The organism is Nocardia sp. NBC_01503 (genome assembly GCF_036327755.1).
In the GTDB taxonomy this organism is placed as follows: domain Bacteria; phylum Actinomycetota; class Actinomycetes; order Mycobacteriales; family Mycobacteriaceae; genus Nocardia.
Map to the genome: position 1 here is coordinate 6,481,518 of NZ_CP109596.1, position 25,133 is coordinate 6,506,650.

20 protein-coding genes are annotated in these 25,133 nt (G+C 67.3%); 13 read left to right on the forward strand and 7 right to left on the reverse strand.

Annotation, left to right across the window (positions count from 1 at the left end; translation table 11 throughout):
- Positions 1–14: 14 nt before the first annotated feature.
- Positions 15–1,805 (reverse strand): adenosylcobalamin-dependent ribonucleoside-diphosphate reductase, encoded by a 1,791-nt coding sequence (locus OHB26_RS29565; RefSeq protein ID WP_330180529.1) that lies wholly within the window; start codon positions 1,803–1,805, stop codon positions 15–17.
- A gap of 262 nt (positions 1,806–2,067) precedes the next feature.
- Here OHB26_RS29565 and OHB26_RS29570 point away from each other — a divergent pair, with 262 nt between their 5' ends.
- The gene (locus OHB26_RS29570; RefSeq protein WP_330180530.1) at positions 2,068–2,490 is read left to right on the forward strand and encodes an Hsp20/alpha crystallin family protein; all 423 of its coding nucleotides are present in this window, start codon (positions 2,068–2,070) and stop codon (positions 2,488–2,490) included.
- A gap of 33 nt (positions 2,491–2,523) precedes the next feature.
- On the opposite strand, the gene OHB26_RS29575 is transcribed toward OHB26_RS29570, so the two are convergent.
- Positions 2,524–3,195, reverse strand: coding sequence for a TVP38/TMEM64 family protein (locus OHB26_RS29575; RefSeq protein ID WP_330185821.1), 672 nt, complete (start codon positions 3,193–3,195; stop codon positions 2,524–2,526).
- 519 nt (positions 3,196–3,714) lie between these two features.
- Between OHB26_RS29575 and mutA the strand changes: the two genes are divergently transcribed.
- Genes mutA through meaB form a run of 3 tightly spaced genes read left to right on the forward strand, consistent with a single transcriptional unit; the run spans position 3,715 to position 8,920 of the window.
- A complete protein-coding gene (gene mutA / locus OHB26_RS29580; RefSeq protein ID WP_330180531.1) occupies positions 3,715–5,574 on the forward strand; it encodes a methylmalonyl-CoA mutase small subunit in 1,860 nt (619 codons plus the stop codon).
- A 2-nt stretch (positions 5,575–5,576) separates the two neighbouring features.
- Positions 5,577–7,829 (forward strand): methylmalonyl-CoA mutase, encoded by a 2,253-nt coding sequence (scpA, locus tag OHB26_RS29585; RefSeq protein WP_330180532.1) that lies wholly within the window; start codon positions 5,577–5,579, stop codon positions 7,827–7,829.
- Entirely contained in the window at positions 7,826–8,920 is a 1,095-nt protein-coding gene (meaB, locus tag OHB26_RS29590; RefSeq protein ID WP_330180533.1) for a methylmalonyl Co-A mutase-associated GTPase MeaB, read from the forward strand. The genes scpA and meaB overlap by 4 nt, the downstream gene beginning before the upstream one ends.
- Before the next feature lie 2 nt (positions 8,921–8,922).
- On the opposite strand, the gene OHB26_RS29595 is transcribed toward meaB, so the two are convergent.
- Positions 8,923–9,546, reverse strand: a complete 624-nt coding sequence (locus OHB26_RS29595; protein ID WP_330180534.1) for a maleylpyruvate isomerase family mycothiol-dependent enzyme — start codon at positions 9,544–9,546, stop codon at positions 8,923–8,925.
- Between the two features lie 85 nt (positions 9,547–9,631).
- Positions 9,632–10,333 carry an alpha/beta hydrolase gene (locus OHB26_RS29600; protein ID WP_330180535.1) on the reverse strand — a complete coding sequence of 234 codons (702 nt, stop codon included), beginning with the start codon at positions 10,331–10,333 and terminating at the stop codon, positions 9,632–9,634.
- A gap of 411 nt (positions 10,334–10,744) precedes the next feature.
- Between OHB26_RS29600 and OHB26_RS29605 the strand changes: the two genes are divergently transcribed.
- Complete coding sequence (locus OHB26_RS29605; protein WP_330180536.1) at positions 10,745–11,254, forward strand: GNAT family N-acetyltransferase; 510 nt, start codon at positions 10,745–10,747, stop codon at positions 11,252–11,254.
- A gap of 6 nt (positions 11,255–11,260) precedes the next feature.
- Here the strand turns inward: OHB26_RS29605 and OHB26_RS29610 are convergent, their stop codons facing one another.
- Positions 11,261–11,407 (reverse strand): hypothetical protein, encoded by a 147-nt coding sequence (locus OHB26_RS29610; protein WP_330180537.1) that lies wholly within the window; start codon positions 11,405–11,407, stop codon positions 11,261–11,263.
- A 215-nt stretch (positions 11,408–11,622) separates the two neighbouring features.
- Here OHB26_RS29610 and OHB26_RS29615 point away from each other — a divergent pair, with 215 nt between their 5' ends.
- The 6 genes from OHB26_RS29615 (at position 11,623) to OHB26_RS29640 (ending at position 18,581) form a co-directional block, all read left to right on the forward strand.
- The gene (locus OHB26_RS29615; protein ID WP_330180538.1) at positions 11,623–12,921 is read left to right on the forward strand and encodes a TetR/AcrR family transcriptional regulator; all 1,299 of its coding nucleotides are present in this window, start codon (positions 11,623–11,625) and stop codon (positions 12,919–12,921) included.
- Positions 12,921–13,859, forward strand: coding sequence for an SDR family NAD(P)-dependent oxidoreductase (locus tag OHB26_RS29620; RefSeq protein ID WP_330180539.1), 939 nt, complete (start codon positions 12,921–12,923; stop codon positions 13,857–13,859). Before OHB26_RS29615 ends, OHB26_RS29620 begins: the two co-directional genes overlap by 1 nt.
- On the forward strand, positions 13,849–15,480 hold the full coding sequence (locus OHB26_RS29625) for an AMP-binding protein (protein ID WP_330180540.1): 1,632 nt from the start codon (positions 13,849–13,851) through the stop codon (positions 15,478–15,480). The genes OHB26_RS29620 and OHB26_RS29625 overlap by 11 nt, the downstream gene beginning before the upstream one ends.
- A gap of 15 nt (positions 15,481–15,495) precedes the next feature.
- Positions 15,496–16,953 carry a flavin-containing monooxygenase gene (locus OHB26_RS29630; RefSeq protein ID WP_330180541.1) on the forward strand — a complete coding sequence of 486 codons (1,458 nt, stop codon included), beginning with the start codon at positions 15,496–15,498 and terminating at the stop codon, positions 16,951–16,953.
- A gap of 111 nt (positions 16,954–17,064) precedes the next feature.
- Positions 17,065–18,063: a helix-turn-helix transcriptional regulator gene (locus OHB26_RS29635; protein ID WP_330180542.1), complete on the forward strand. Its 999-nt coding sequence runs from the start codon at positions 17,065–17,067 to the stop codon at positions 18,061–18,063.
- Positions 18,064–18,218: 155 nt separating this feature from the next.
- Positions 18,219–18,581, forward strand: coding sequence for a hypothetical protein (locus OHB26_RS29640; protein ID WP_330180543.1), 363 nt, complete (start codon positions 18,219–18,221; stop codon positions 18,579–18,581).
- A 74-nt stretch (positions 18,582–18,655) separates the two neighbouring features.
- On the opposite strand, the gene OHB26_RS29645 is transcribed toward OHB26_RS29640, so the two are convergent.
- A complete protein-coding gene (locus OHB26_RS29645) occupies positions 18,656–19,492 on the reverse strand; it encodes a hypothetical protein (RefSeq protein WP_330180544.1) in 837 nt (278 codons plus the stop codon).
- 173 nt (positions 19,493–19,665) lie between these two features.
- Between OHB26_RS29645 and OHB26_RS29650 the strand changes: the two genes are divergently transcribed.
- Positions 19,666–21,147, forward strand: coding sequence for an MFS transporter (locus OHB26_RS29650; protein WP_330180545.1), 1,482 nt, complete (start codon positions 19,666–19,668; stop codon positions 21,145–21,147).
- 10 nt (positions 21,148–21,157) lie between these two features.
- On the opposite strand, the gene ppsA is transcribed toward OHB26_RS29650, so the two are convergent.
- Positions 21,158–23,467, reverse strand: coding sequence for a phosphoenolpyruvate synthase (ppsA, locus tag OHB26_RS29655; protein ID WP_330180546.1), 2,310 nt, complete (start codon positions 23,465–23,467; stop codon positions 21,158–21,160).
- Positions 23,468–23,688: 221 nt separating this feature from the next.
- On the opposite strand from ppsA, the gene OHB26_RS29660 reads away from it, so the two are divergent.
- On the forward strand, positions 23,689–25,104 hold the full coding sequence (locus OHB26_RS29660) for a wax ester/triacylglycerol synthase family O-acyltransferase (RefSeq protein ID WP_330180547.1): 1,416 nt from the start codon (positions 23,689–23,691) through the stop codon (positions 25,102–25,104).
- Positions 25,105–25,133 lie beyond the last annotated feature (29 nt).

The following is a 25,133-nucleotide window of genomic DNA, read 5'->3' on the forward strand; positions in this document are numbered from 1 at the left end:
GTCGGCCCGAATAGTCACGGAGCCGCGTGATTCGAGGCGTGCGGATCGGAGACCGGATGCCGCAGTACCTGATCGGCGCGGCTGCCCGACCGATACACCGTGACGCCCTTGCACCCCGCCCGCCATGCGTGCAGGAAGGCGTTCCGTACCTCGCCGATATCCGCGGTCTCCGGCAGATTGACTGTTTTGGCCACTGCGGCGTCCGTGTTTCGCTGCACGGCGGCCTGCATCTCGACCTGCCAGTACTGGTCCAGTTCATGTGCGGTGAGGAAGCGCCGATGCAGGTCCGCGGGGATGTCGGGGTGGGCGGCGGTACCGGTGGCGGCGATCTCCGCGGCGATCTCAGGTGACCAGATCCCGCGTTCGACGGCGACGCGTTCGAATAACGGCGCGGCCTGAGCGAAGTCACGACCCATCATGTTTCGGGTGTACGAGAGGGCGTACAGCGGTTCGATTCCGGCGGAGGTGCCCGCGAGCAATGAGATCGTTCCGGTGGGAGCGATCGCGGTGAGCTGGGCGTTGCGCAGCGGTGCGTCCCCATCAGCGGCCCAGCAGCTGTCTTCGAACAGCGGGAAGGCGCCGCGTTCGGCGGCGAGCTCGCGGGAGGCGTCATGTGCCCATCCCGTAATTCGTGCCATCAGTCCCCGGGCGAAATCCACGGCCGCCACACTGTCGTACGGAAGGCCCAGGACCGCCAGTGTTTCGGCGAGGCCCATGATTCCGAGACCGATCTTGCGGGTGGCGAGCGCGGCCGCGGCGAGCTCGGGCGCCGGATAGGTCGATACGTCGATGACATCGTCGAGGAATCGCACCGCTACTCGCACCGCCCGCTCGAGTCGCTGGTCGTCGAGGTGATCACCGTCGAGGAAGCGGGCCAGCGCGATGGAGCCGAGATTGCAGGATTCGTACGGCGCCAGCGGTACCTCACCGCACGGATTGGTCGCCTCCAGCGGCCCCAGCTCCGGCAGTGGATCGGCGCGATTGATGGTGTCGAGGAACAGGATTCCCGGTTCGCCGGTGTGCCACGCCTGTGCGGCAATGGTTTCCAGTACCGCCCGGGCCGAGATCCGGCGGACGGTTCGCCCGGTGCGGGGATTGATCAGCGCATAGGGCTGATCGGCCGTGGCGGCGCGCATGAACTCATCGGTGACCCCCACCGACAGGTTGAAGGTGGGTAGGGCGCCCGGCTTCGCCTTCGCGCGCACGAACTCCTGGATATCGGGGTGGTGCACGTCCAGGACGGCCATATTCGCGCCGCGGCGGCCGTCGAATCGAATCGCTCGTGCCGCCGCGGCATAGAGTTCGATGAACGAAATCGGTCCGCTCGCGTGTCCGCCGCTGGCGACTGTATCGCCGCGCGGCCGCAGCCGTGAGAACGAGAACCCGGTACCGGCCCCGGCCCGGTGCAGGCGCGCGGTGGTGTGCAGCGTGGTGAAGATCGAGTCCAGCGAATCCTCGATGGGCAGTACGAAACAGCCGGACAGCACCCCGATTCCGGTGCCCGCGTTCATCAATGTCGGTGAATTGGGCAAGAATTCGCGTGACCTCAGCAGTGCGGCGAAGCGCGGTGCCCACCGGTCGGCACCGCCGGGCCGATAGTCGTCCTCGGCCCGCGCGACGAACCGCGCGACCCGATCCATCATCTGCCCCGGCGATTCGCAGACCCGCCCATTCCCGTCCCGCCGCAGATAGCGTTCGGCGACCACCGCGAACGCGGCGGGTGAGAGTCCCAGATCATCGGCGACCGCCGCCTGTTCGGGCCGGTCCACCGCCACCGGGCGGGAGGGAATGTCGCGAGCACGCATTGTCGCGGCCTCCTTCGGGTGGATGAACAGGGTTGAATCCGAGCCGGATTCGTGTCGCCATTGCCCGCGTACGCGTCAGGGCTGCGGCGATAACTGTCATCGTGGCCCGATCGGCGGAGCGCTGAGTAGGGCCGGAGGTCCCGGTGCGGGGCGTCCATAGGGACTTTGGTCCATGCCGATGGACAACTCGATGCCCTATCGAGGAGGCGACGGGAACCGTTGAATCGAGGTGTCCGACAAGCTTTTTCCTCGAGGAGGAATTATGAGCTCACTTCCCACCCACCGTCAGGTGCTTTTGCCCGATATCAACGATTTGTGGAACCTCATCTCCCCTTCCGCTTCGCCTGCGGCGTTCGGCTCACATCTGCTGCGGTTGGAGGACACCGTAGAGGATGGCCACTATGTGGTACGCGCGGAGATCCCCGGTATCGATCCGGAGAAGGATATCGAAGTCTCCATCCAGAACGGGCGTTTGACGATTCAAGCCGAGCGCACCGAGAAGAAGGAACACAAGGGGCGCTCGGAGTTCAGCTACGGCTCCTTCCATCGCTCGGTGACCCTGCCGCCCGGCGCCACCGAGGAGGGCATCGAGGCCACCTACACCAATGGTGTGCTGTCCGTCAGTGTTCCGATGGGCGAGACCAAGGAGTTGGTCAAGAAGATCGACGTGCAGGTTACGAAGTAACGCGGCGGTCGGCGTGGATCCACCGCGAGTCGATCAGACCGATTCGCGGGTGGGCTCGGGGACCGCGAGGCGGGTGTCCACGATGAGGCCGATCACGCCGACGGCCAGGCAGGCCGCGGTCAGGATGAGCTGTGCGGGGGAGGTGTTGTTGGTGAGCGCGTCACCGAGCAGGACCGTGCCGATGGTGCCCGGCAGTATTCCGAAGACGGTGGCGGCGAGGTATGGCTTCATCCCGACCGAGGACAGTCCGGCGCAGTAGTTGACCACCGAGAACGGCGCGAAGGCGATCAGCCGCAGCGACCCGATGGCCAGCCACCCGCGCCGCGCCAACCGCGCGTCCACGGCCTGAACCGCGGGATGAGTCAGGCGTGCTCGGACCCGATCCTGATCGAGCGCGCGCACCAGCAGTAACGCCAGTACAGCGCTGAGTGTGGTCGCGCCGACGGCGATCGCCAACCCCTCGGCCGGACCGAAGAGCATGCCCGCGCTCAGCGTGAAGATGGTGCGCGGAAAGGGCGCGATACAGACCAGAGTGTGCACCGCGAAGAACACCAGCGGCAGTGACGGCCCGACCGAATCGGCCCAGTCCCGAATCTGCTGGGGTGCGGGATGCGGGGCGAAGGTGGCGAGACCGAACAGCAGCGCGAGGCCGATCAGCACCGCCAGCACCCGGGGTTGGCGGAGACGGCCGAGTATTCCGGCCATACCGCCCAGTCTTTCGCGAATGCCGCCATCCTCCTCGTGCACACCCTGCGTTTGTGCCCGGACATTACCGACTCCGGCGATGTCGGCGGGCATCGCATGGCCGACCGGCGATGGTCCGCGGCGTGGAGGATCCATGACCACGGCTCGCACCGGGCTGTACGGAGAGTCTCTCGGCTGCCCGTGCCGCCTCCGGCCGGGTGCGTGGTCGCGGCCGGATCCCGATGTGTGGGAAGGCCATTGCGTGTTTCGGTGACCTCGCCGAGTGTTTCCGGGTGCGTGCCGATCCCCGCGGTATCCCCGCTGACCTGCCCGGACTCCGGTGCTCGGGGTTCGCGGGGCGTTGTTGGCGCATTGCCAGGTTACCGGCGGGTAGTGAGAGTCAATGGACGGGAATCACAACCGTCCCGCTAGCATCAGGGGAAAGACGAGGAATGCTCGTTAACCGAAATGACCTCTGAGCAGTGCGAATGTACTACAAACCGGTCGTTTGGTCAGTGAGTGGAAGAAGGAACAGCAGCTATGCCGATTGCTTCAGACCCGGACACCGATCCGGTGCCCGGGTACGCCGCCTGGCGCAAGGGTGTTGCCGGAGTGCTGGCCAAGGCCCGCAGGGTCGAGGTCTCCGAACTTCCGGACGAGCCGGAGAAGCTGCTCGCGGTCACCACATATGACGGCCTGACCGTCAACCCCCTCTACACGCGTCGCGATGAGCTGCCCGAGCAGCCGCTGCCGGGCGCCTTCCCGTTCGTGCGCGGTGGCGACGCCACCCGCGATGTGCACCGCGGCTGGTTCGTCAGCCAGCGCTTCGGCGGTTCCGACGGGGCCACTGTAAACCGCCACATACTGGACGCGCTGGAGAATGGCGTGAGTGCGGTGTGGTTGGGCGTCGCCGAACGCGGTGTGCCGGTGGATCAACTGCCCGCGGCCCTGAACGGTCTGCTCTTCGAGCTGGCCCCGCTGGCTCTGGACGCCGGTCCCGCCGCGGCAGAGGCTGCGGCCCAGCTGTTTTCGGTGCTCGACGGCTACGAGGTCGCCGATCGCACCGGGATCCGGGTCTCGCTCGGCGCGACCCCGTTGACGAGTCTGTTCGCCGGTTCCTCCGCCATCGACCTGGACGGGGCCGTCGTGCTCGCGCAGCAGGCCGTGGCGCGCCCGGAGAGCATTCGCGCGATCACCGTCTGCGGCATCGCATTCCACAACTCCGGTGCCTCCGCCGCGCAGGAGCTGGGCGCGGCTGTCGCCGCCGGACTGGAGTACCTGCGCGCGCTCACCGACGCGGGCGCCGATATCTCCGATGCCCTGGACCAGTTGAGCTTCCGCTTCGCGGCCACCGACGACCAGTTCGAGTCGATCGCCAAATTCCGTGCCGCCCGCCGTCTTTGGGCGCGCGTGGCACAGGTCGTCGGCGCCCCCGACTACGGCAATGCCCCGCAGCAGGCCGTCACCTCGGCCGCCATGATGACCCAGCGCGATCCGTGGGTGAACATGCTGCGCACCACCCTGGCCGCCTTCGGCGCGGGCGTCGGTGGCGCGGATATCGTCACCGTGCTGCCCTTCGACGATGCCCTGCCCGCCGGGGAACTCGGTGTGTCGCAGGCGTTCACCGAGCGTATGGCCCGCAATACCCAGCTGCTGCTCCTGGAGGAGTCGCACCTGGGTCATGTGCAGGACCCGAGTGCCGGTTCCTGGTACGTCGAATCGCTCACCGATGAACTCGCCGCCAAGGCGTGGGAGTTCATGCAGGAGATCGAGGCCGCGGGCGGTTACCTCGCCGCATTGCAGGCGGGCCTGCTCGCCGAACGCATCGAGGAGACCCGCGTCCGGCGTGATTCCGATGTGGCGCACCGCAAGTCGGCCGTCACCGGCGTCAACGAGTTTCCGAACCTGGGTGAGGAGCCACTGTCGGAGGCGGCCCGCGCGGCCAGCCCGATCGCCCGCTACGGCGCGGCCTTCGAGGCGCTGCGCAACCGCTCCGACGCCTACCTCGCCGCCAACGGCGCGCGACCCAAGGCCCTGCTGGTGCCGCTGGGTCCGGTCTCGGAGAACAATGTGCGGGTCACCTTCACCGCCAATGTGCTGGCCTCGGGCGGTATCGAACCGATCAACCCGGGCGCTCTGGCCGCCGACGGAATCGGCGCGGCGGCAACCGAATCCGATGTGAGCGTGGCGGTGCTGTGTGGTTCGGACGCCCGCTACGGCACCGATGCCGGTGCGGCCGTCGACGCCCTGCGCGCGGCCGGTGTGACCACGGTGCTGCTGGCCGGAGCGGAGAAGGCGGTCGCCGACCTGACCGGCGCGCAGCGTCCGGACGGATTCCTGACGGCGCGGATGGATGCGGTGACGGCGCTGTCCGGCCTGCTGGAGAAGCTGGGAGCATAGAGATGAGCGATATCAAGCATCTGATCGGCAATTTCGCCGAGGTTCCGCTCGGGGAGCCGGAGACCGCGCCCGTCGCGGCGGCGCAGGTCCAGGAGTTCGTGGCCGAGGCCGCGTCGGCGAATCACTATGCGCCCGAACAGCTCACCTGGGCCACGCCCGAAGGTATCGACGTGCCACCGGTATTCACCAAGGCGGACCGCGATGCCATTGTGGCGGAAGGCTATCCGCTCGACACCGTGCCGGGTGTGCAGCCGTTCCTGCGTGGTCCCTACCCGACCATGTACGTGAACCAGCCGTGGACGATTCGCCAGTACGCGGGCTTCTCCACCGCCGCGGACTCGAACGCCTTCTACCGCCGCAACCTGGCCTCGGGTCAGAAGGGCCTCTCGGTCGCCTTCGACCTGGCCACCCACCGCGGTTACGACTCCGATCATCCGCGCGTCACCGGTGACGTCGGTATGGCCGGTGTCGCCATCGACTCCATCCTGGATATGCGGGAACTGTTCGATCAGATTCCGCTGGACCAGGTTTCGGTGTCGATGACCATGAACGGCGCGGTGCTGCCGATTCTGGCGCTGTACGTCGTCGCCGCCGAGGAGCAGGGCGTCAAGCCCGAACAGCTGGCCGGAACCATTCAGAACGACATTCTGAAAGAGTTCATGGTCCGCAACACCTACATCTATCCGCCCAAGCCCTCGATGCGGATCATCTCGGACATCTTCGCGTACACCTCCGCCAAGATGCCGAAGTTCAACTCGATCTCCATCTCCGGCTACCACATTCAGGAGGCCGGAGCCACGGCCGACCTGGAGCTGGCGTACACCCTCGCCGATGGCGTGGAGTACATCAAGGCCGGTATCGAGGCGGGTATGGAGGTCGACAAGTTCGCCCCGCGCCTGTCGTTCTTCTGGGCCATCGGCATGAACTTCTTCATGGAGGTCGCCAAACTCCGTGCGGGACGTCTGCTCTGGAGTGAACTGGTCGCCAAGTTCGAGCCCAAGAACACGAAATCGCTGTCCCTGCGCACCCATTCGCAGACCTCGGGCTGGTCGCTGACCGCGCAGGACGTGTTCAACAATGTGCCGCGCACCTGCGTGGAGGCCATGGCCGCCACCCAGGGCCACACCCAGTCGCTGCACACCAACGCCCTCGACGAGGCCCTGGCGCTGCCGACGGACTTCTCCGCTCGTATCGCGCGCAACACCCAGCTGCTGATTCAGCAGGAGTCCAATACGACTCGGCCCATCGACCCGTGGGGTGGTTCGTACTACGTCGAGTGGCTGACCCATCAGCTCGCCGAGCGGGCTCGCGCGCATATCGCCGAGGTCGAGGCGCACGGCGGTATGGCACAGGCGATTTCGGAGGGTATTCCGAAGCTGCGCATCGAAGAGGCCGCCGCCCGCACCCAGGCGCGCATCGATACCGGTCAGCAGGCCGTGATCGGCGTCAACAAGTACCAGGCGGTGGAGGACCAGGAGATCGAGGTCCTCAAGGTCGAGAACTCGCGTGTGCGGATCGAGCAGAACGAGAAGCTCGTTCGCCTGCGCGCCGAGCGCGACACCGCCGAATGCGAGCGCGCGCTGGCCGAATTGACCCGTGCCGCGGCCTCTTCGGAGGGCGGTATGGAGAACAACCTGATGGCCCTGGCCATCGCCGCCGCCCGTGCCAAGGCCACCGTCGGTGAGATCTCCGACGCGCTGGAGAAGGTGTACGGCCGCCATCAGGCCGAAATCCGCACGCTCTCCGGTGTTTACCGCGAGGAGGCCGGCAAGGTGAGCAATATCAGCAGGGCCATCGAACTCGTCGACGAATTCGCCGAGGCCGAGGGCCGCCGCCCCCGCATCCTGGTCTGCAAGATGGGTCAGGACGGCCACGACCGCGGCCAGAAGGTGATCGCCACCGCGTTCGCCGATCTCGGTATGGACGTCGATGTGGGCCCGCTGTTCCAGACCCCCGAAGAGGTGGCCCAGCAGGCCGCCGACAATGACGTGCACATTGTCGGCGTCTCCTCGCTGGCGGCAGGCCACCTCACGCTGGTGCCCGCCCTGCGGCAGGCATTGGCCGATGTCGGACGCTCCGACATCATGGTCGTGGTCGGCGGCGTCATCCCGCCCGGCGACTTCGCCGAACTGTACGAGGCCGGTGCGGCCGCGATCTTCGCACCCGGCACCGTCATCGCCGATGCCGCCATCGACCTGATCAAGAAGCTGGCCGATTCGCTGGGCCATGAGATCGGCACCGGCGCGGCCGAATGAGCGACGCCGTGCGTCCGGCCGCGGGTGAACCACATCCGCGGCTGGGCACCACCGCAGGAGTAGGCGGGACCGGCGAACCCCGGCCCGCCGCCCGGGCGGCCAAACGCACCATCGACGTCGATCAGCTCGCGGTCTCCGTGCGCGCGGGGGAGCGGTCCGGTCTGGCTCGGGCGATCACACTGGTCGAATCGAGCCGAAGTGATCACCGCGAGCTGGCGCAGCAGTTGCTGTTGCGCCTGACCCCCGAGACCGATGCGGTGATCTCCAATCGTGTTGGTATCACCGGTGTTCCGGGCGTGGGTAAGTCGACCTTCATCGATTCGCTCGGTATGTCCCTGATCGAACAGGGGCATCGGGTGGCGGTGCTGGCCGTGGACCCGTCCTCGACGCGCACCGGCGGCTCCATCCTGGGTGACAAGACCCGGATGGCGCGACTCTCGGTGGAGCGCAACGCATTCATCCGCCCCTCGCCCACCGCGGGCACCCTGGGCGGCGTGGCCAAGGCGACCCGCGAAACCATCGTGCTGCTGGAGGCGGCGGGTTACGACGTCATCCTGGTCGAGACCGTCGGCGTCGGGCAGTCGGAGGTCACCGTCGCCAATATGGTCGATGTCTTCTGCTTCCTGACCCTGGCTCGCACCGGAGATCAGTTGCAGGGCATCAAGAAAGGCGTGCTCGAGCTCGCCGATCTGGTCGCGGTGAACAAGGCCGACGGCAAACACGAACTCGAGGCCAAGGCCGCCGCCCGCGAACTGGCCGGCGCCATGCGCCTGATCCATCCGCGCGATTCCCTGTGGCATCCACCGGTGATCACCATGAGCGGCCTCAATGGCGTTGGCCTGGACAAGTTCTGGGATACGGTGCTGACCCATCGCAAGGTGCTGACCGAGGCGGGCGAGTTCGCGGAGAAGCGTCGCCGTCAGCAGATCGACTGGACCTGGACCATGGTCAACGACAGCCTGCTGCGCCGACTCTCCGACAATCCGAGCGTCAAATCCGTTCGCGCCCAGGTGGAGAAGCAGGTCCGGGACGGGTCACTGACCCCCGCCCTGGCCGCCGAACAACTCCTGCAAGCCTTCGACCGGCACTGACATCAGGCCGAGGCGAGGGCGGTGACGCCCGGTCCGGTGAGTTCGTCGAACACCGCCGGGCGACCGGCAATGGCCAGCAGTAGGGAGAGTGCCGGTCCCCGCACCTCCGGGCCGTCGCCGAGGGACAGCTCGAGATCATCCGCTGTCACGGTGATCCGGGTCAGCAGTTCCTTGGCCCCGCCGATCGCCGCCGGAGTGCGGGCCTGCAACCGTATGGCTCGTACGACCGCCTCCTCGGGGTAACTCCGGATCAATCGCAGCGGGCGGCGAATGTCCTCGCCGTGCACGATCTCTTCGACGAGTCGACTGTCCAGTGGTGCGGGCGGAGTGGATGTCCGCGTCGCCACCTCGCGCAGCCTCCGCAGGGTTTCCGCGGGTGAGTCACCACGCCATCGCCGCACACCGCGCATGTTCTGACGGTCGAAGTCGAATCGGGCCCGAATCATCGCCGCCGCGAATCCCAAGCGGGTCGTCCGTGCCGTATCGATCAGGTGGGCGGCCACATCGTGCACCGTCCACCCCTCGCACAGCGACGGCCACTCCCACTGCTCGTCATCGAGCTTCTCGAGATCCGTGATGAGCGCCCGCCGCTCCGAATGCACCATTGCCCAGACATCGTCGGTCATGCTTTCTCCCTCGCTCGGTACAGACTTCGACGGAGTGCGCGCTGAAAACTCATCGCTGTGCGCGCGAGACCATCGAGTTCTCGGCTCATACCCCGAGTGCGCCGGCGAAGAGCGGCCACGAATCGTGCAGATCGTCCTGCCAGTACGGCCAGGCGTGGGTGCCATTGCGATACACGACCGTCGCCGGAATGCCGAGCCCGGCGAGTCGGTCGGTCAGCGACCGCGTGCAATCGCGCACCACCGTCTCCATGGCTCCGCCGACCGCCAGGCGGTCCGTCAACCGGGCGACATCACCGGCGATCGAATAGTCGCCCAGCGAATCATGGACGCCGGGCAGGCCATTGCCCGCCGAAATGTAGAGCGCCACACCGCGTAACCGCTCGGCATTGACGACCGGATCGTTCGCGATCCAGGCGGGATCACCCGGCGCCCACATATTGTCCGCGTTCGCCCCGAACAGTTGCAGCTCGGACCGCACCATGGCCCGCGCGAACGCGTCATCGGTGCGCGGGCACCCGCTGAACGCCCCCACCGCCTGATACCGGCCCGGCGCCCGCAGTGCCAGCGCCAAGGCCGAAGCGGCCGACATCGATGTCCCCGCAACCGCATTACGCCCGGTCAACCCCAAACGCGGACCCAATACCGCGGGCAACTCGTCGATCAGAAACGTCGACCATTTGTTTCGGCCGAGCACGGGATCATCCCCGGACCAATCGGTATACATCGACCCCCGCCCCCCGATCGGCTGAATCACATTCACCTGCTTATCGGCGAAGAACTGCGCCACATCGGTCCGATTCGTCCACGGACCCCCGCCTCCCCACCATCGATCGCATTGAGCAGATACAACGCGGGCGCGGCCCCCTCCGGATGCGAAACCCACACCGGCACAGTCCGATCCATAGCCGCCGAATACACGAGGTACTCGAACTGACGCCCACCCAGCGCCCGCACATCCACCACCGCGGCCCCACGCCCGGGATCAGCCTCCGATGCCCCGGGCATCATTACAGTTATCAGAACGGACAGGATGATCAGGAATATCGACCTCCGGCGCATCACTGGATTATTCCCTGGCAAAACCTGAAATCACGTGAACAGCGCGCGGGCGTTTCAACGGAATCCGCTCCCGCGTAGCCCTTCTCGAGCGTGGATGGCTACCTTTCCGCCATCCCGGTACCGTGAGATGATGTCGGCGATGAAGATCAGGAGTGGGTTGCGGGCCGATGTGGAGGCGGTCGCGGCGCTGCATACCGCGAGTTGGCGGTCCGCGTATGCGGGGATCATGCCCGCGGAATATCTCGAGGGGCCCTTGTATGAGGAGCGGCTGGGGATTTGGGGGCGGAGGCTGGGTGCGCCTGCGCCGGGGGCCGCGCTGTTTCTCGCCGAGGATGAATCCGGGGTGGTCGGGTTCGTGTATCTGATGCCGTGTTCGGACGGGCGGATGCTGTTGGACAATCTGCATGTCCGGCCCAGTGGTAAGCGGCTGGGCACCGGTTCGCTGCTGTTTCGGCAGGCGCTCGACTGGGTGCGCGCCGAGCATCCGGGGCGGACGCTGTATCTCGAAGTGCTGGAAGCGAATACGTCCGCTATCGCCTTCTATGAGCGTCGCGGGGGAGTGCGCACCGATCGGCGCGTCGCCCACTTCGATCAGGGCTTCGAACTGATCGAACTCGAGTACGCCTGGCCGGTCGCCGAGGCATCCTGAACCGTGTCAGACCCTGTTCGATTTCTCTATGAGCAGGAAGGATGCGAGGACTCCGGCCGCGACGACGAGGGCGTAATGCCCCGCGGTCGTGGCGTAGTCGAAGGTCGATACAACGGCGATGAGCGCCATGATCAGGAACAGTTTTCGCTTCACGGTCGCTCCCTCGGCAGGTTCCCAGATTACGGGCCGAACATCGTTGAACTGCAATGGAATTCGTTCAAAGGCAGTGCTCGGTCAACGGAGAGGCGGGGAATGGGCAGCGAGCCCGCCCCTGAGGCTGCGTTGGGACGTCTTCAGAGACCAGCAGACTTCAGATACACTCTGTATTTGTATCAGAGGATCGTCCGGCTGTAGCTCAGGAGGCCCGCGTGGCACGTCCAACCAGGTCCGAGAGTCGGGAGCGGACTCGCGCGGCGATTGTCGGCACCGCGCGGGAACTCTTTCTCGCCGATGGGCTGGGCGGGGTGCCGCTGGAGCGGATCGCCGAGGCCGCCGGATATACCCGCGGGGCGGTGTACTCGAACTTCGGCGATAAGGCCGAGCTCGGGGTGGCGGTCCTGGAGAGCATCTACGCCGAGCGGCTGCGGGCCGCGGGGGAGGCTGTCTCGGGTGCCGCCGATGGTGCGGAAAGGCTTGCGCGCCTGCGTGAATGGGCCGGAGCGGCGCTCGGCGACCCGGCGGTGACGCTGCTCGAGTGCGAGGTGGTCGCTGCCCTGCGCCGACAGGATGAGCTGCGGGAGCGCCTGGCCACCTCACTGCGTACGGCGCGCTCGAAGTTCGCCACCATACTGCGCTCGGAAGCGCTCACCGATGCCGTCTTCGCCCTGGTCATCGGTGTCGGCGTACAGCGCGCGGTCGATCCCTCCATCGCGACCACCGTCATCGACGAGGTGCTCACCGCGGTCGGCGGGGGAGAGCGGCCCGCGAATCAGTTCTTGAATTCTGTTCAGAAACCTGGATATCCTGCCCTCGTGCACGAAGTTGAACGTGATTCAAAAACTGGTTCGGGGAGTACCTCCGTGAACCGGCGCGGACAGCGTTCCCGCGGCACCATCCTGGCCGCCGCGCGCTCGGCGTTCGCGGTCAAGCGCTATGACGAGGTGTCGATCGCGGAGATCGCCACGGCGGCGGGGGTGGCGGCCGGATCCATCGGCTATCACTTCGGCGGCAAGTACGAGCTGTACCTCGCGGTGCACGAAGCGGTGTTCGACGACTTCTGGGACCGGCTCCAGCAATTGCGCGGTCCGGCCATGGAACGCCTGATCAGCGGCTTCGGTATCTACCTGGACTTCGCTCAGCAGGAGGGTCTTTCGTTCGTCATGACCCCCCGCACCGGGGTCGACGAACGATTGGCGGCCCAGCATCAGGGCCACCGCGACCGATTGATCTCGGCCCTGCTCACCGAAATCGTCTCCAGCGGAGACGGTTCGGCGCTGCGCATCGCCATGGACGGCTGGCTGGCCTTCGTCGAAGGCGCGACCGCCCGCTGGCTCAACGAGTCCGAGCGCGATCGGGAACAACTGCAGAGCCTGGTACTCGCGGCCGGATTCGCCACCATCCAGACCACCCTGGCCCTGGACCCGGCCATCACCCTCACCTCCAGAACCATTGCGGCGCTGCTCGATATCGACCACGCGCGCCGACCCGAACGAAACGAGACCAGCTAGTGGATACCGTCCACCGCCCATCCAATGGGCTCGCCGCCGGACCGATCGGGCGGGCCGCGGCCTGGCTCATCGGCCCGCGCGGTATCGCCGATCCGGCACGACTACGGCGCGAAGTCGACGGCAAGATCGCGGTAATCACCGGCGCCTCACACGGTTTGGGCGCGGAGTCGGCCCGCCTGCTCGGCGCGGCCGGGGCCACGGTCGTCCTCGGAGCCCGCTCACTCGATGAGCTCGAGGCCGTCGCGACCGAGATCAAGGCCGCCGGTGGTACGGCCGCGGCCATCCGCCTGGATCTGGCCGATCCGGAGTCGATCACCGAATTCGCCGCCGAGATCCTGCACCGTTTCGGACAGGTCGACTACCTCGTGCACAATGCGGGGAAGTCGCTGCGGCGCTCGATACACCTGTCCTATGACCGGCCCAAGGATCTGACCGCGACCACCAGCGCCAACTACCTGGGTCCGATGCGATTGACCCTCGCCTTGCTGCCGAGTATGCGGGCTCGGCGCAGTGGGCATATCGTCAATGTCTCCACGGTCGGTGTGCTGTTCCCGGTCGCGCCCAAATGGGGGTTCTACCTCTCGTCCAAGGCCGGGTTCGATGTCTGGATGCGCGCGGTCGGTATGGAGGCCCGCCCCGACGGGGTCACCCTCACCACCATCTACGCCGGACTCATGCACACCCGGATGAGCGCGCCCAGTCGATGGATGTCCGCACTGCCCGGCCAGACACCCGCCGAGGCCGCGACCGTCGTCGCACGGGCGCTGATCAGCAAGCCGCGCTTCCTGATTCCGGCCTACGGCTATCTGACCTCGGTGGTGGTGCCGCTGGCCCGGGTGCCGCTGGAGATCGCGTTCACCACCGTGTACCGACGGCTCGGTGATACCGACGCGGCCTTGCGCGCGATCAACGGCAAGGGGTCCGCCGGTGCCGAATGACTCCGTAATCGGCTGGCGCACAGCGCTGTCCGCGATCACCTCATCCGGTGCGCTGCGTCCGGTCGGGCCGCGTGCGGCGCTCTCGATCGCGCGCGGCTACCACTCGTACGGCCGGTCACTGGGTCTGCTCGTCGCGGTCAGCGCGGCTCGCCACCCCGATCGGATCGCGCTGATCGATGACCTCGGCGCGGTGACCTACCGCGATCTGGTGCGGCGCTCGGAGGCGATCGCCGGCGCGCTGCACGCGGTCGACCCGCGGTTGCGTTCGATCGGCATCCTGTGTCGCAACCACCGCGGCTTCATCGAAGCCGTTATCGCGGGCAGTCGCCTGGGTTGTGAGCTGGTCTTGCTCAATACCGAGCTGCCACCGGTGCAGCTCTCCCGGATTCTCGAACGGCACCGGCCGGACGCGCTCATCCACGATGACGAGTTCCTCGGGGCGCTCGCCGAAACCGGCTATCCCGGGAAGCGGGTTCGCGCCTGGTGTGAACCGGATACGGAATCAACCCTTCCGACCCTGGATCAGATGGCACGCCAACGGAATTCGGCACCTCCGCCGGTGCGGCGTCCGGTCCGGATCACGTTGCTCACCTCAGGCACGACCGGTATGGCGAAGGGGGTCGGCAGAAATGTCGGCCTGCGCCCCGCGCTGGAGGCCGCCGTCTCGCTCGCGGCCGTCAGCCGACTACGCCGTCGGGATGTGGTGGTCGTGGCTCCGCCGTTCTTCCACGGATTCGGTGTGGCCGCGCTCGCCGGACAACTGGCGCTGGGCGCGACTGTCATCGCACGCCGCCGTTTCGATCCCGAGCTGACCCTCGCCGATATCGAGCGCTATCGCGCAACGGTTTTCATCGGCGTCCCGGTAATGATCCAGCGGCTCACCGCACTACCCGAGAACATTCGCCGCCGGTACCGGGCCACCTCACTGCGCTTGGCCATGACCGGCGCCGCGCCCATCTCACCCGCCACCATCGCCGCGTTCCAGCGCGACTTCGGCCCGCTGCTCAATGGGTACGGCTCCACCGAGGCCGGGGTGGTCGCCATCGCGACCCCGGACGATCTGGCGTACTCCCCGAAGACGGTGGGGCGGCCCATCATCGGCGTCGGTGTGCGGGTGCTGCGCGCCGATCGCACAGCCGCGGCCGTCGATGAGACCGGCGCCGTCTTCGTGCGCGGCGGGATCGGATTCAGCGGCTACACCGCCGATTCGGCCGGTTTCGCACCGACCAAGGAGATGATCGACGGCTACGTCGACACCGGCGATATGGGTCACCTCGACGCGTACGGGCGGCTCTATATCGACGGCCGCGATGACGAGATGATCGTTTCCGGCGGCGAGAACATCTACCCGCGTGAGGTGGAAAACGCCCTCGCCGAACATCCCGGGGTCACCGATGTCACCGTCATCGGCGTCCCGGACCCCGAATACGGGCAGGTGCTGCGCGCGTACATCGTCACCACCGCTTCGCCCGAACCCACCGACGACGAGCTCAAACAGCACGTCCGCGACCGCCTCGAACGCTATAAGGCGCCCAAGCAATTCATTCGCCTCGCCGAGATTCCGCGCAATTCCAGCGGAAAAGTGCTGCGGCACAAGCTCGACGACCACCTAGCCTCCTGACAGGACCGCCCAACCATGACCATCGATCGCGATCCGGAAGTTCTCATTATCGGCGCCGGAGTCGCCGGAATCGCCACCGCTGTCACCCTGCGCCGGTACGGGTTCGAGAACTTCACCATTCTCGAGAAGGGCTCCGATGTCGGGGGAGTGTGGCATTGGAATCGTTACCCGGGACTCACCTGCGACGTGCCGTCGAACCTCTACCAGTTCTCCTTCGCCCCGAAACCGGACTGGCCCAGGGTATTCGCCGCGGGTGAGCAGATTCAGCGGTATCACCGCGAGGTGGTGGAGCGCTTCGGCCTGGAATCGCGTATCGAGTTGAACGCCGAGGTCGTCGAGGCCGAATTCGATTCCGGGCGTTGGCGAGTCACGCTCGGTGACGGACGCGAGTACTCCGCGGACTTCCTCATCGCCGCGACCGGCGTACTGCATACCCCGAATACGCCGGACCTTCCGGGCTTGGATCGATTCACCGGCGAGGTCGTGCACACCGCGCGGTGGGATGATTCGGTCGAGACCGCCGGAAAGCGGATCGCCGTAATCGGTTCCGGCTCCACCGGTGTGCAGATCGTCTCCGCGCTACAACCCGCGGCCGCGCACCTGACCCAGTTCGCCCGCACCCCGCAGTGGGTGCTCTGGGCCCCGACGAACCTGCCGCAGCCGCGCATCGTGAGCGCCGCACTGCATGCCGCACCGGCCGTGAATGCCGCGCTCTATGACGGATTACTGTGGGGCTCGGGCATTCTCGCCGATATCGTGACCCGGCCGAGCTGGCGGCGCTCGCTGGTGCAATCCTATGCGCGATTGTGCCTGCGGGTGCAGGTCCGCGATGCCGAACTGCGGGAGAAGCTGACCCCCGACTATCAGCCGCTGTGCAAGCGCCAGGTCATCTCGGGCTCCTACTATCGGGCCATCCAGGCCCCGAATGCCGAGCTGGTGACCGAGGCCGTCACCGAGATCACCGAAACCGGAATCCGCACCGCTGACGGACGCGAACACGATATCGATGTCCTGGTGCTGGCCACCGGCTTTCAGACCCACAACTACATGCGCCCGATGCGACTGCGCGGCCGCGACGGACTCACCATCGACGAAGCCTGGACCGCAGGCCCCCGCGCCTACGCCATGACCGCGATTCCGGGTTTCCCGAACCTGTTCACCGTGCTGGGCCCGAACTCACCCACCGGCTCCATCTCACTGCAATACTCCGCCGAACTGACCGCCCGCCACATCGTCGAGTGGTTGCGGCGATTCCGCGACGGCGACCTCACCACCGTCGAAGTCACCGAGGAAGCCACCACCCGCTTCAATGACGAAGTGGCCGCAGCCCTCGGCCCCACCGTCTGGAACACCGGCTGCAACTCCTGGTACCTCACCGACGGCGGAGCCATCGATCTGTGGCCCTTCGACCGAAAGACCATGACCGATATGCTCTCCCATCCCGATGACAAGGATTTCCTCATCACCCGCTGACCCGGCGCGGTTCGGATCACGTGGGGACGATTCGTTTTCCGGACAGTGACCTCGTGTTCTGGATACCCTCTGTGGGAAGCTGATGACAGTACGTTGAGGGTGGGGCGAGCCGTGGTGTCAGCGAAGCGTTATGCGGGGTCCGCGACGGTTCCGGTGCAGCGCACCGATATTCGCGCCTGCGACCCGGAATCCGGTGTGGCGGTGGTCAAGAGTCTGGTGATCGACCATCGGGCGCGTATCAGCGTGACCGATCCGCAGCGTACGACCGTGCAGGTGCGGTCGGTCAACACGGACGGGCTCGGGGCCGATCTGCTGCGCTTCTCCGGGATCAGCTATCACGCCGAGGGCGAACCCTCCGGCGAGCTGGTCGCGGGGGTGCTGGTCGCCGGTCACGGCTACCTGGGCACCGAGCATCAGCGAGTGAACTTGGGTGCGGGCGGAGTCTGCCTGGCGCCGATGGAGTCCGGCTGGGTGACCGCGCTGCGCGATCCGGTGTACGCGGTGGTTCGCATCCCGTTGTCGGTCGTCGCCGAGCACGCCTGCGAGGTGCGCGATCCGGCGGATCGGCCACTGCGATTCCACGGCATGGCTCCACTGGCGGGCACACAGCGGGCCTGGTCCGCGACCTCGACATTTCTGTATCGCCGACTGATGGACTCCGGCACCGGGGGCATTCACCCGCTGGCCCTGCACGGGTTGAAACAGCTGGCGGCCACCGCGCTGTTGACCACCTTCCCCAATACGACCATGACCGCGGCGTACACACCCGGCCCCGGCCAGTCGACCCCCGCCGCGGTGCGCCGGGCCGCGCGTTTCATCGACGACCATGCCGCCGAACCACTCACGCTGGCACGCATCGCCGCGGAGGTGCGGATGAGCCCGCGCGCCCTACAGGCCGGATTCCGCCGCCACCTCGACACCACCCCGATGGACTATCTGCGCCGAACCCGGCTCGCCAACGCCCATCGAGACCTACAGGCCGCCGACCCCACCCGAGGGCTGACGGTCGCCGCCATCGCCGCCCGCTGGGGCTTCACCCACCCCGCGCGCTTCGCCACCCGATATCGCCAGGCGTACGGCGTGCCGCCCAGCCATACCCTGCGGAACTGACTCCGCGGCAGGGCATTTCCGAGGTGCGGATCGGGGCCAGTGACAGGGACAACCGAGGACGTTCTGCCCTGTGGACAAACGGGCGAAACGGCCACGATTGACGCAGGCGAACGCCGGATCCCACTGCGGATCAGAATATTTCGAGAGGTATGACTATGAAGCCGTTGTCGGAAACACTGGTGGATCTCGCGGCCCGCGTGAAGCAGTTCGAAGACTCCTCCGCCGCCGCGCGGGAGAAGAACCGGGCGGCGCTGCGCGCCCGGCGTGACGAGTTGAGCGTCACCATGGATCGCGAGGGTGACGAACTCGAGAAGACCACCGCGGAGCTGCGGGAGGCCGCCCAGAAGTGGTGGTCCGAGACCCGCGACGCGGTGGAGCATCAGATCAGCGTGATGCGCGCCGATTTCGAGAAGTGGCAGGCCGAGGTCAAGGCCCAGTACGCCGAGCGCAGCGCCCACGACGGCGGGACTCCCGCGTCCGAGACCGGCAAGACCCCTGCGCCGTCGAGCAAGGGCTGATCGCACGGCGTGACCGTCGCGCAGCGGAACGGGCCGAGATCCTCTCGGCCCGTTCCTTGTGCGTCCGATGCCATTCAGCAGTGCACGCCGGTGACGGCGAAACGCTCCACATCCGCGATATGGCCACCGGTGGAGACGGCGACGGTGAGGGTGCCGGGGCAGGCCGCGGTGAGCGGAACCGTCACCGTCCAAGGCGAATTCGTTCCGCCGGCGGGAATCCCGGCCACCTGACCGACCGGCTGTTGTTGATTGGCGCCGCCTCGGACCTGCACCCGTAGGCTCTCGTCTACCCCGGTGATGCTGCCGCCGACCGTCAGCGGTGACGACAGCGCCGAACCGTATGCGGGCGTGGTCACCGTGAGCGTGCTGTCCTGGGTGCCGACGACCTCCCACGGCTGATCGGCACCCGAACCGATCTGCGCCAGATGCACGACCGCGGCCGTGACCATGGCGCCGTTGGGGTTCGTGAAGCCCACGTTCACCCAGGCTTGATCACCCCGGACATCGGTCTTCACGATCTTGTCGACGCCGGTGTATCCGAGGTACTGCGTGGTGAACATCTGCGCGATCAGGCCGGCGTCGAGATGCCACGGTTGATGCCCGCCCGGATTCGCCTCGCGCTGCCACGCCTCGGCGTCCGCGATACCGGAGAACGGCCACAGCGGCTGAAACCCGAAGGTATGCGCGGGCGGTGCGGTGGTGGTCCGGGGCGCTGTCCCCGCGGAAGGTTCGGAGGTACCGGGGGAGCCCGTCGCGGGCACGGGCGTCGCCGAGGAGGTCGTGGCGGTGGTTCGGTCACCGGTATGCCGCACGATCAATGCCACCGCCACCGCGGCGACGATCAACGCGATAACGGCCAGGATCACCGCAACGGTCGAGAAGCGCTGCGGCGGGGGCGTGTGCTCTGTCATTACCGCACTCTGCTCGTCCGAGCCCGCCGGCGGCAGGGTCATCGGCCCTCTCCGAACAGGGCCGATGACCCTGCCGCGCATGCCGGGGCACCTCGGCGGCGGTCAGCGGTGCGATGCGCGAGCGGTTGCGGAGCACTGCCGCCGGACAGCCGTGCTCTGTAGGGTCGGCTCTCATGATCGTCTCCGCGGCCGGGCCCGCGACCATCGGACAGGAACGGGTATGGGGCGTACCCATATTCGTGCTCGGGGGCCTGCAACTGCTGGTGGTGTTGGACGGTACGGTCGTCGCGCTGGCGCTGCCGAATATCCGGCGCGCACTGGGATTGTCGGAGGCCGGCGGTAGTTGGATCGTCACCGCGTATGTGCTGGCGCTCGGCGGGCTCATGCTGCTGTGCGGACGTCTGGGGGACACCTTCGGGCGCAAGCGCGTCTTCACGTTCGGGGTCGGCATGTTCACCCTCAGCTCGCTGCTGTGCGGAATCGCCTGGGATCCGGCGGTTCTCGTGGGGGCCCGGGCCCTACAGGGCATGGCGGCGGCCATTGCCGCGCCCACGTCGATGGCGCTGGTCGCCACCACCTATGCGCCGGGAAAGGCACGCAGTCAGGCATTCGCCGTCTTCGCCGCGCTCACCGGGATCGGATCGGTCGCCGGGCTGATCGCCGGGGGCGTACTCACCGAAATCTCCTGGCGGCTGGTCTTTCTCATCAATGTGCCGATCGGCGTACTCGTCACCGTCGGCGCGCTGGTCTGTCTCCGGGAATCGACGGGCGAACGCACCGCGCTCGATGTGCCCGGTGCGATTCTGGGCACCCTCGGCGTCACCCTCGCGGTCTTCGCCCTGAACGAGGCCGGGAATGGCCCGACCCGCCCGCTGGTGACGATTCCGGCGATCGCGTCGGTCCTGCTGCTCGCCGCGTTCGTGCTGGTCGAGCGCAGCGCCCCGAATCCGCTGCTGCCGTTCACGCTGTTCCACAATCCGAATCGCGTCGCGGCGCTGGTGGCCATCGGCCTGTCCGGGGCGATCATGATGTGCCTGTCGGTCTTCATCTCCATGTTCCTGCAGAGCGTCCTGCACTACTCGCCCTTGCAGAGCGGAATGTCCGTGCTCCCGTTCGCGGTATCGCTCGCGGTCGGCGCGACGGTCTCCTCCCGCCTCGTTCTGCGCGTGCAGCCGCGCTGGCTGGTGATGATCGCGTGCGCGATCATCGCGGCCGGATGCGTCTATGCCGCAACGATTGTCGACACCCGTCCCGCGTACTTCCCGGTCATCGTCATCGCGGCGATCACCATCGGATTCGGTTTCGGCTTCGCGGTCATCCCGCTGACCCTGTCCTCCATCGCCGGGGTACGCCCCACCGATATCGGCCCGCTCACCGCCCTCGCCCAGGTGGCCCAGAGCCTCGGTGGCGCACTGGGTCTGGTGGCGGTGGGCGCGTCGGTCTCGGCGCGCGTCCGCTCCGAAGGCGGCACCACCGATCCCTCCGCCCTCGCCACCGACTCCCAGGTGCACGCCCTGGCCCTGGGATACGGCGTCGCCTTCCTGTGCTCGGCGGCCATCGCGGCGGTCACCGGCCTGGTGGTGCTGCGCATGCGCTTCACCCCGGAGGACATCGCCGAGGGCCAAGCCGCCCAGTCCTCCGCCCACGCGGGGTGATCGAGTCCGGTCAGCGATGTTCGGCCGGCCGCCGCAGTGCGTGCTCCAGCAGGACCCGTCGTTCCGCCGCGGCGACGACCCGCCGGGTCGCGGCGGCCGCGTCCGGGGTCACCGAGACCGAGGTGATGCCCATCCGGACGAGATGTTCGGCGAACTCCGGTCGGGTGGAGGGGGCCTGCCCGCACAGCGAGGAGGTGATGCCGAGTCGATTGGCGGTACCGATGATGCGCCCGATGGCATCGAGTACCGCGGCATCGGATTCGTCGAAGAGTTCGGCACAGTCCTCGGAGTCCCGGTCCACGCCCAGCATCAACTGGGTCAGATCATTGCTGCCGATGGAGACGCCGTCGATACCCATGCCCACGTATTCGGGGAGCCGGAAGACCACCGAGGGCACCTCGGCCATCACCCAGCGATGCAGTCCGCGCTGGCGGCCGAGCGGGCTGGCGTCGACCAGCTCCAGGCAGGCCTCCAGCTCCCAGCGGGTGCGCACGAACGGAATCATCAAGTGCAGGTTGGGAGTCCGCTCGCGCACGCGAGCCAGGGCGGCCAGCTCCAGCCGGAACAGTTCGGGCTGGCGGACATAGCGGTAGCAGCCGCGGAAGCCGATCATCGGATTGTGCTCGAGCGGTTCGTAGCGGCCACCGCCCTCCAGAGAGCGGAATTCGTTGCTGCGCATGTCGATTGCCCGATAGACGACGGGACGATGCCCGAAGGCCGTGGTGATGCGCAGCAACGAGTCCGCCATCCGGGTCACGAACAGCTGATCCTCCCCGCGGGCGATCAGATCGCGGGGATGCCGCCCGCCCAGCGCCTGGGTGAGCAGGGTCTCCGCGCGCAGCAGACCGACCCCGTCGACATCCTGAGCCGCGACACGTTCGGCGACCTCCGGCAGGGCCAGGTTCACATAGACACGTGTGGAGGTCACCTCGGAAGAGGCGACAGCGACCGGGCGCGGTTCGGCGATAGCGCCGCCGATCACCTGCCGGCCCGCCAGGACCCGGCCCTCGGTCCCATCCACCGTCACCTCGGTGCCTGTTGTCAATACCGTTGTGGCGGTGCGTGTTCCGACCACACAAGGCACGCCGAGCTCACGCGCGACAATGGCGGCGTGACAGGTCATCCCGCCGCTGTCGGTCACCAGCGCAGCGGCCCGCGCGATGGTGGGCAGCCAGTCCGGATTGGTCATCGGCGCCACCAGCACCTCACCGTCGCGCAGCGTGCCACCCTCGGCGGGTGTGCGCAGTACGCGCACCACACCACCGGCCCGGCCGGGCGCGGCACCCAGCCCGCGCAACAGGGTCGGTCCCTGAACCGTTCGCGCCATCGGGGCATTCGGGCTCACTTCGCCGGCCAGTGTGGTGATCGGGCGGGCCTGCACCAACCACAGTCGCTCATCGTCGTAGGCCCATTCGACATCCTGCGGAATGCCGTCGTGATGCTGTTGCACCCGCAGCGCCAGCGCCGCCACCTCGAGCGCCTGTTGCGCGGTCAGGACCGGCGCGTTCCGCTCGGCCTCGGTGAGCTGTACCTGCCGATCACCGTCGGGACCCGAGACGATGGCGTAGCTCTGTTGTCCGCGCCGGGTATCCAGCAGCGTGGGGCCGTTCGCGTCGACGGTATAGGTATCGGGTTCGGTGGCGCCGGAGACCACCACCTCGCCCTGCCCCCGGGCGGCATCGATCACCACCCGGTCGCGCCGGCCCGAGGCCGGATCCGCGGTGAACGCCACCCCGGCGGTGCGCACCTTCACCATGCACTGCACCACGACCGCCATCTCGGGCCGATCGTGCATACCGCGGCGTGCCCGATAGGTGAGTACGCGCGGGGTGAAGAGCGAGGACCAGCAGTCGACCAGTGCGGTGAGCAGGGCCGCGTCACCGTGAATATTGGTGCGCGAGACGTTCATTCCGGCGAACGAGGCCGTCGCGCCGTCCTCGCCGATGGCGGAGGAGCGCACCGCGACCAGGGCCTCCGCGCCGAGCCCGTGATAGGCGGCCAGCACCGACTTCTCGACCTGATCGGACAGGGGAGTGGCCTGCACCAGTTCGCGCATATGCCGGCACAGCTCCTCCAATCGCGGTCCGCTGGTGCGGTCGCGCTTCAAGGCGAGGGAGAGCGCCTGGGTGTGCAGGGCATCGAGGTCCGGACCGTGCGGTCCGGCACTGATCACCTCCGCATAACTGGACTTCAGGATGACGAAGCCCGGCGGCACCGGCAACTCGGCCGCCACCAGTTCACCGAGGTTCGCACCCTTACCGCCGGCACGGTCCGCGTCCTTCAGCCGCAGCTCGCCCAGATCAGCCACATAGTCGCCCATTACCGGCTCCTCCATTGTCGTCTGGAATCAGCGTCCCGCTCCCGGGTCGTCCGGCGGCAGGGGCGAAGGTCCCGGCCCGTGGGGCGTTGGACCCGTGGCGAGCGGCGGCCGCGGAAGATGGGCTCCGGTCACCCGCACCGGTTACCTTCGGTTCTTTCGCCGAAGTGCCGCGCCGGAAACCATTGAGGTGTCCTATACATTTCGTTCTCAGGTAGTCGGTCATGACCGAATTACGACCGCTCGACGCGGGTTTCATCGAATTAGAGGATTCCGACCGGCATATCAGTCTCGGAATCGGCGCCGTGGCAATTCTTTCCGGCACACCACCGAGCCGCGCGGAGTTCACGCGCGAGCTCGGTCGCCGGATCGCCGATAATGCCCGGCTGCGACAGCGGGTGCACCGCGCCCGGCTGGATCTGTCCACACCCAACTGGGAGGAGGACGCGAATTTCGATCTGGCACACCATATTCGCTGGATCGCCCTACCGGAACCGGCCGATGACGCGGCCCTGTTCGACTTCATCGCGACCGATCTGGCCGAGCGCCTGGACCGCGACCATCCGCTGTGGGAGTGCGTGGTCATCGAGCGTTTGACCGATGAGCGCTGGGCGATGCTGATCAAAGCCCACCACAGTCTGGTGGACGGGGTCTCCGGCGTCACCATGTTCGCGACCTTCTGCGATCCGGTGCAGGAGGAGGCGGCACCGGCCGACGCGAGCGTACCGGCGGCGCCGGCCGACATCGTGGACGCGCACTCGCCCAATTGGTTCGACCGGACGCTCAGCGCCGTGCGACTGCCTTTCGGTCTGCCGGGTCAGGCGGTGGATCTGCTGCGCAGCGTGCTGCCGGTGGCGGCCGGCGCGATCATCCCCGCGGCCGAATCATCGCTGAATGGTTCCATCGGTCGGCAGCGCCGCTATATCGGCGCGCGTACCTCGCTCACCGACGTCCGCGAGATCAGGGCGGCTTTCGGCACGACGGTCAATGACGTGGTGCTGGCGGCGGTGACCTCGGGCTATCGTGCCCTGCTACTCGCCCGCGGGGAGCGGCCGGTCGACGATACGCTGCGCATTCTGGTTCCGGTGTCGATGCGACCGGCCGACGCGATGAATCTGCTGGACAATCGGGTGTCGGCGTTGCTGCCCCGACTGCCCGTACATCTCGACGATCCGGTGGTGCGGTTGCGGGTCATCCACACCCGCATGGCCGAACACAAATCGAAAGGCGCGGCACAGGCCGAGGATTCGATGATCGCGATGGCGGCCAGACTGCCGTTCGCGACCGTGGCGTGGAGTCTGCGCCTGGCCGCGCTGCTGCCCCAGCGCGGTGTCACCGCCTTGGCCACCAATGTCCGGGGTCCGCGCGTCCGTGTCACCGTGCAGGGCAGGGAGGTGCTCGATCTGTTCCCGATCGTCCCGATCGCCATGCGCCTGCGCACCGGAATCGCGATCCTGAGCTACCTCGACCATTTGAACTTCGGTATCACCGGTGATTTCGACAGCACCCCCGATATCGAGGTCCTGGCCGAGGGGATCCGAAGCGGCATAGCCGAATTGCTGGCGGCGGCGCGCGCCCGTGCGGCCACCGCACCGCATCCGCGCTCCGCCGCGTCACACCATTCGGCTCCCACCCGCTGACGCCGATAGTGCCGGTCACCCTCCTCGAT

Bases quoted from the DNA above. Each gene is read 5' to 3' on its own strand.
- mutA (WP_330180531.1), top strand. From the start codon at position 3,715: ATGCCGATTGCTTCAGACCCGGACACCGATCCGGTGCCCGGGTACGCC.
- OHB26_RS29570 (WP_330180530.1), top strand. From the start codon at position 2,068: ATGAGCTCACTTCCCACCCACCGTCAGGTGCTTTTGCCCGATATCAAC.
- OHB26_RS29565 (WP_330180529.1), bottom strand. From the start codon at position 1,805: ATGCGTGCTCGCGACATTCCCTCCCGCCCGGTGGCGGTGGACCGGCCC.
- OHB26_RS29650 (WP_330180545.1), top strand. From the start codon at position 19,666: ATGATCGTCTCCGCGGCCGGGCCCGCGACCATCGGACAGGAACGGGTA.
- meaB (WP_330180533.1), top strand. From the start codon at position 7,826: ATGAGCGACGCCGTGCGTCCGGCCGCGGGTGAACCACATCCGCGGCTG.
- OHB26_RS29575 (WP_330185821.1), bottom strand. From the start codon at position 3,195: ATGGCCGGAATACTCGGCCGTCTCCGCCAACCCCGGGTGCTGGCGGTG.
- OHB26_RS29660 (WP_330180547.1), top strand. From the start codon at position 23,689: ATGACCGAATTACGACCGCTCGACGCGGGTTTCATCGAATTAGAGGAT.
- OHB26_RS29645 (WP_330180544.1), bottom strand. From the start codon at position 19,492: ATGACAGAGCACACGCCCCCGCCGCAGCGCTTCTCGACCGTTGCGGTG.
- OHB26_RS29640 (WP_330180543.1), top strand. From the start codon at position 18,219: ATGAAGCCGTTGTCGGAAACACTGGTGGATCTCGCGGCCCGCGTGAAG.
- OHB26_RS29630 (WP_330180541.1), top strand. From the start codon at position 15,496: ATGACCATCGATCGCGATCCGGAAGTTCTCATTATCGGCGCCGGAGTC.
- scpA (WP_330180532.1), top strand. From the start codon at position 5,577: ATGAGCGATATCAAGCATCTGATCGGCAATTTCGCCGAGGTTCCGCTC.
- OHB26_RS29605 (WP_330180536.1), top strand. From the start codon at position 10,745: ATGAAGATCAGGAGTGGGTTGCGGGCCGATGTGGAGGCGGTCGCGGCG.
- OHB26_RS29595 (WP_330180534.1), bottom strand. From the start codon at position 9,546: ATGACCGACGATGTCTGGGCAATGGTGCATTCGGAGCGGCGGGCGCTC.
- ppsA (WP_330180546.1), bottom strand. From the start codon at position 23,467: ATGGGCGACTATGTGGCTGATCTGGGCGAGCTGCGGCTGAAGGACGCG.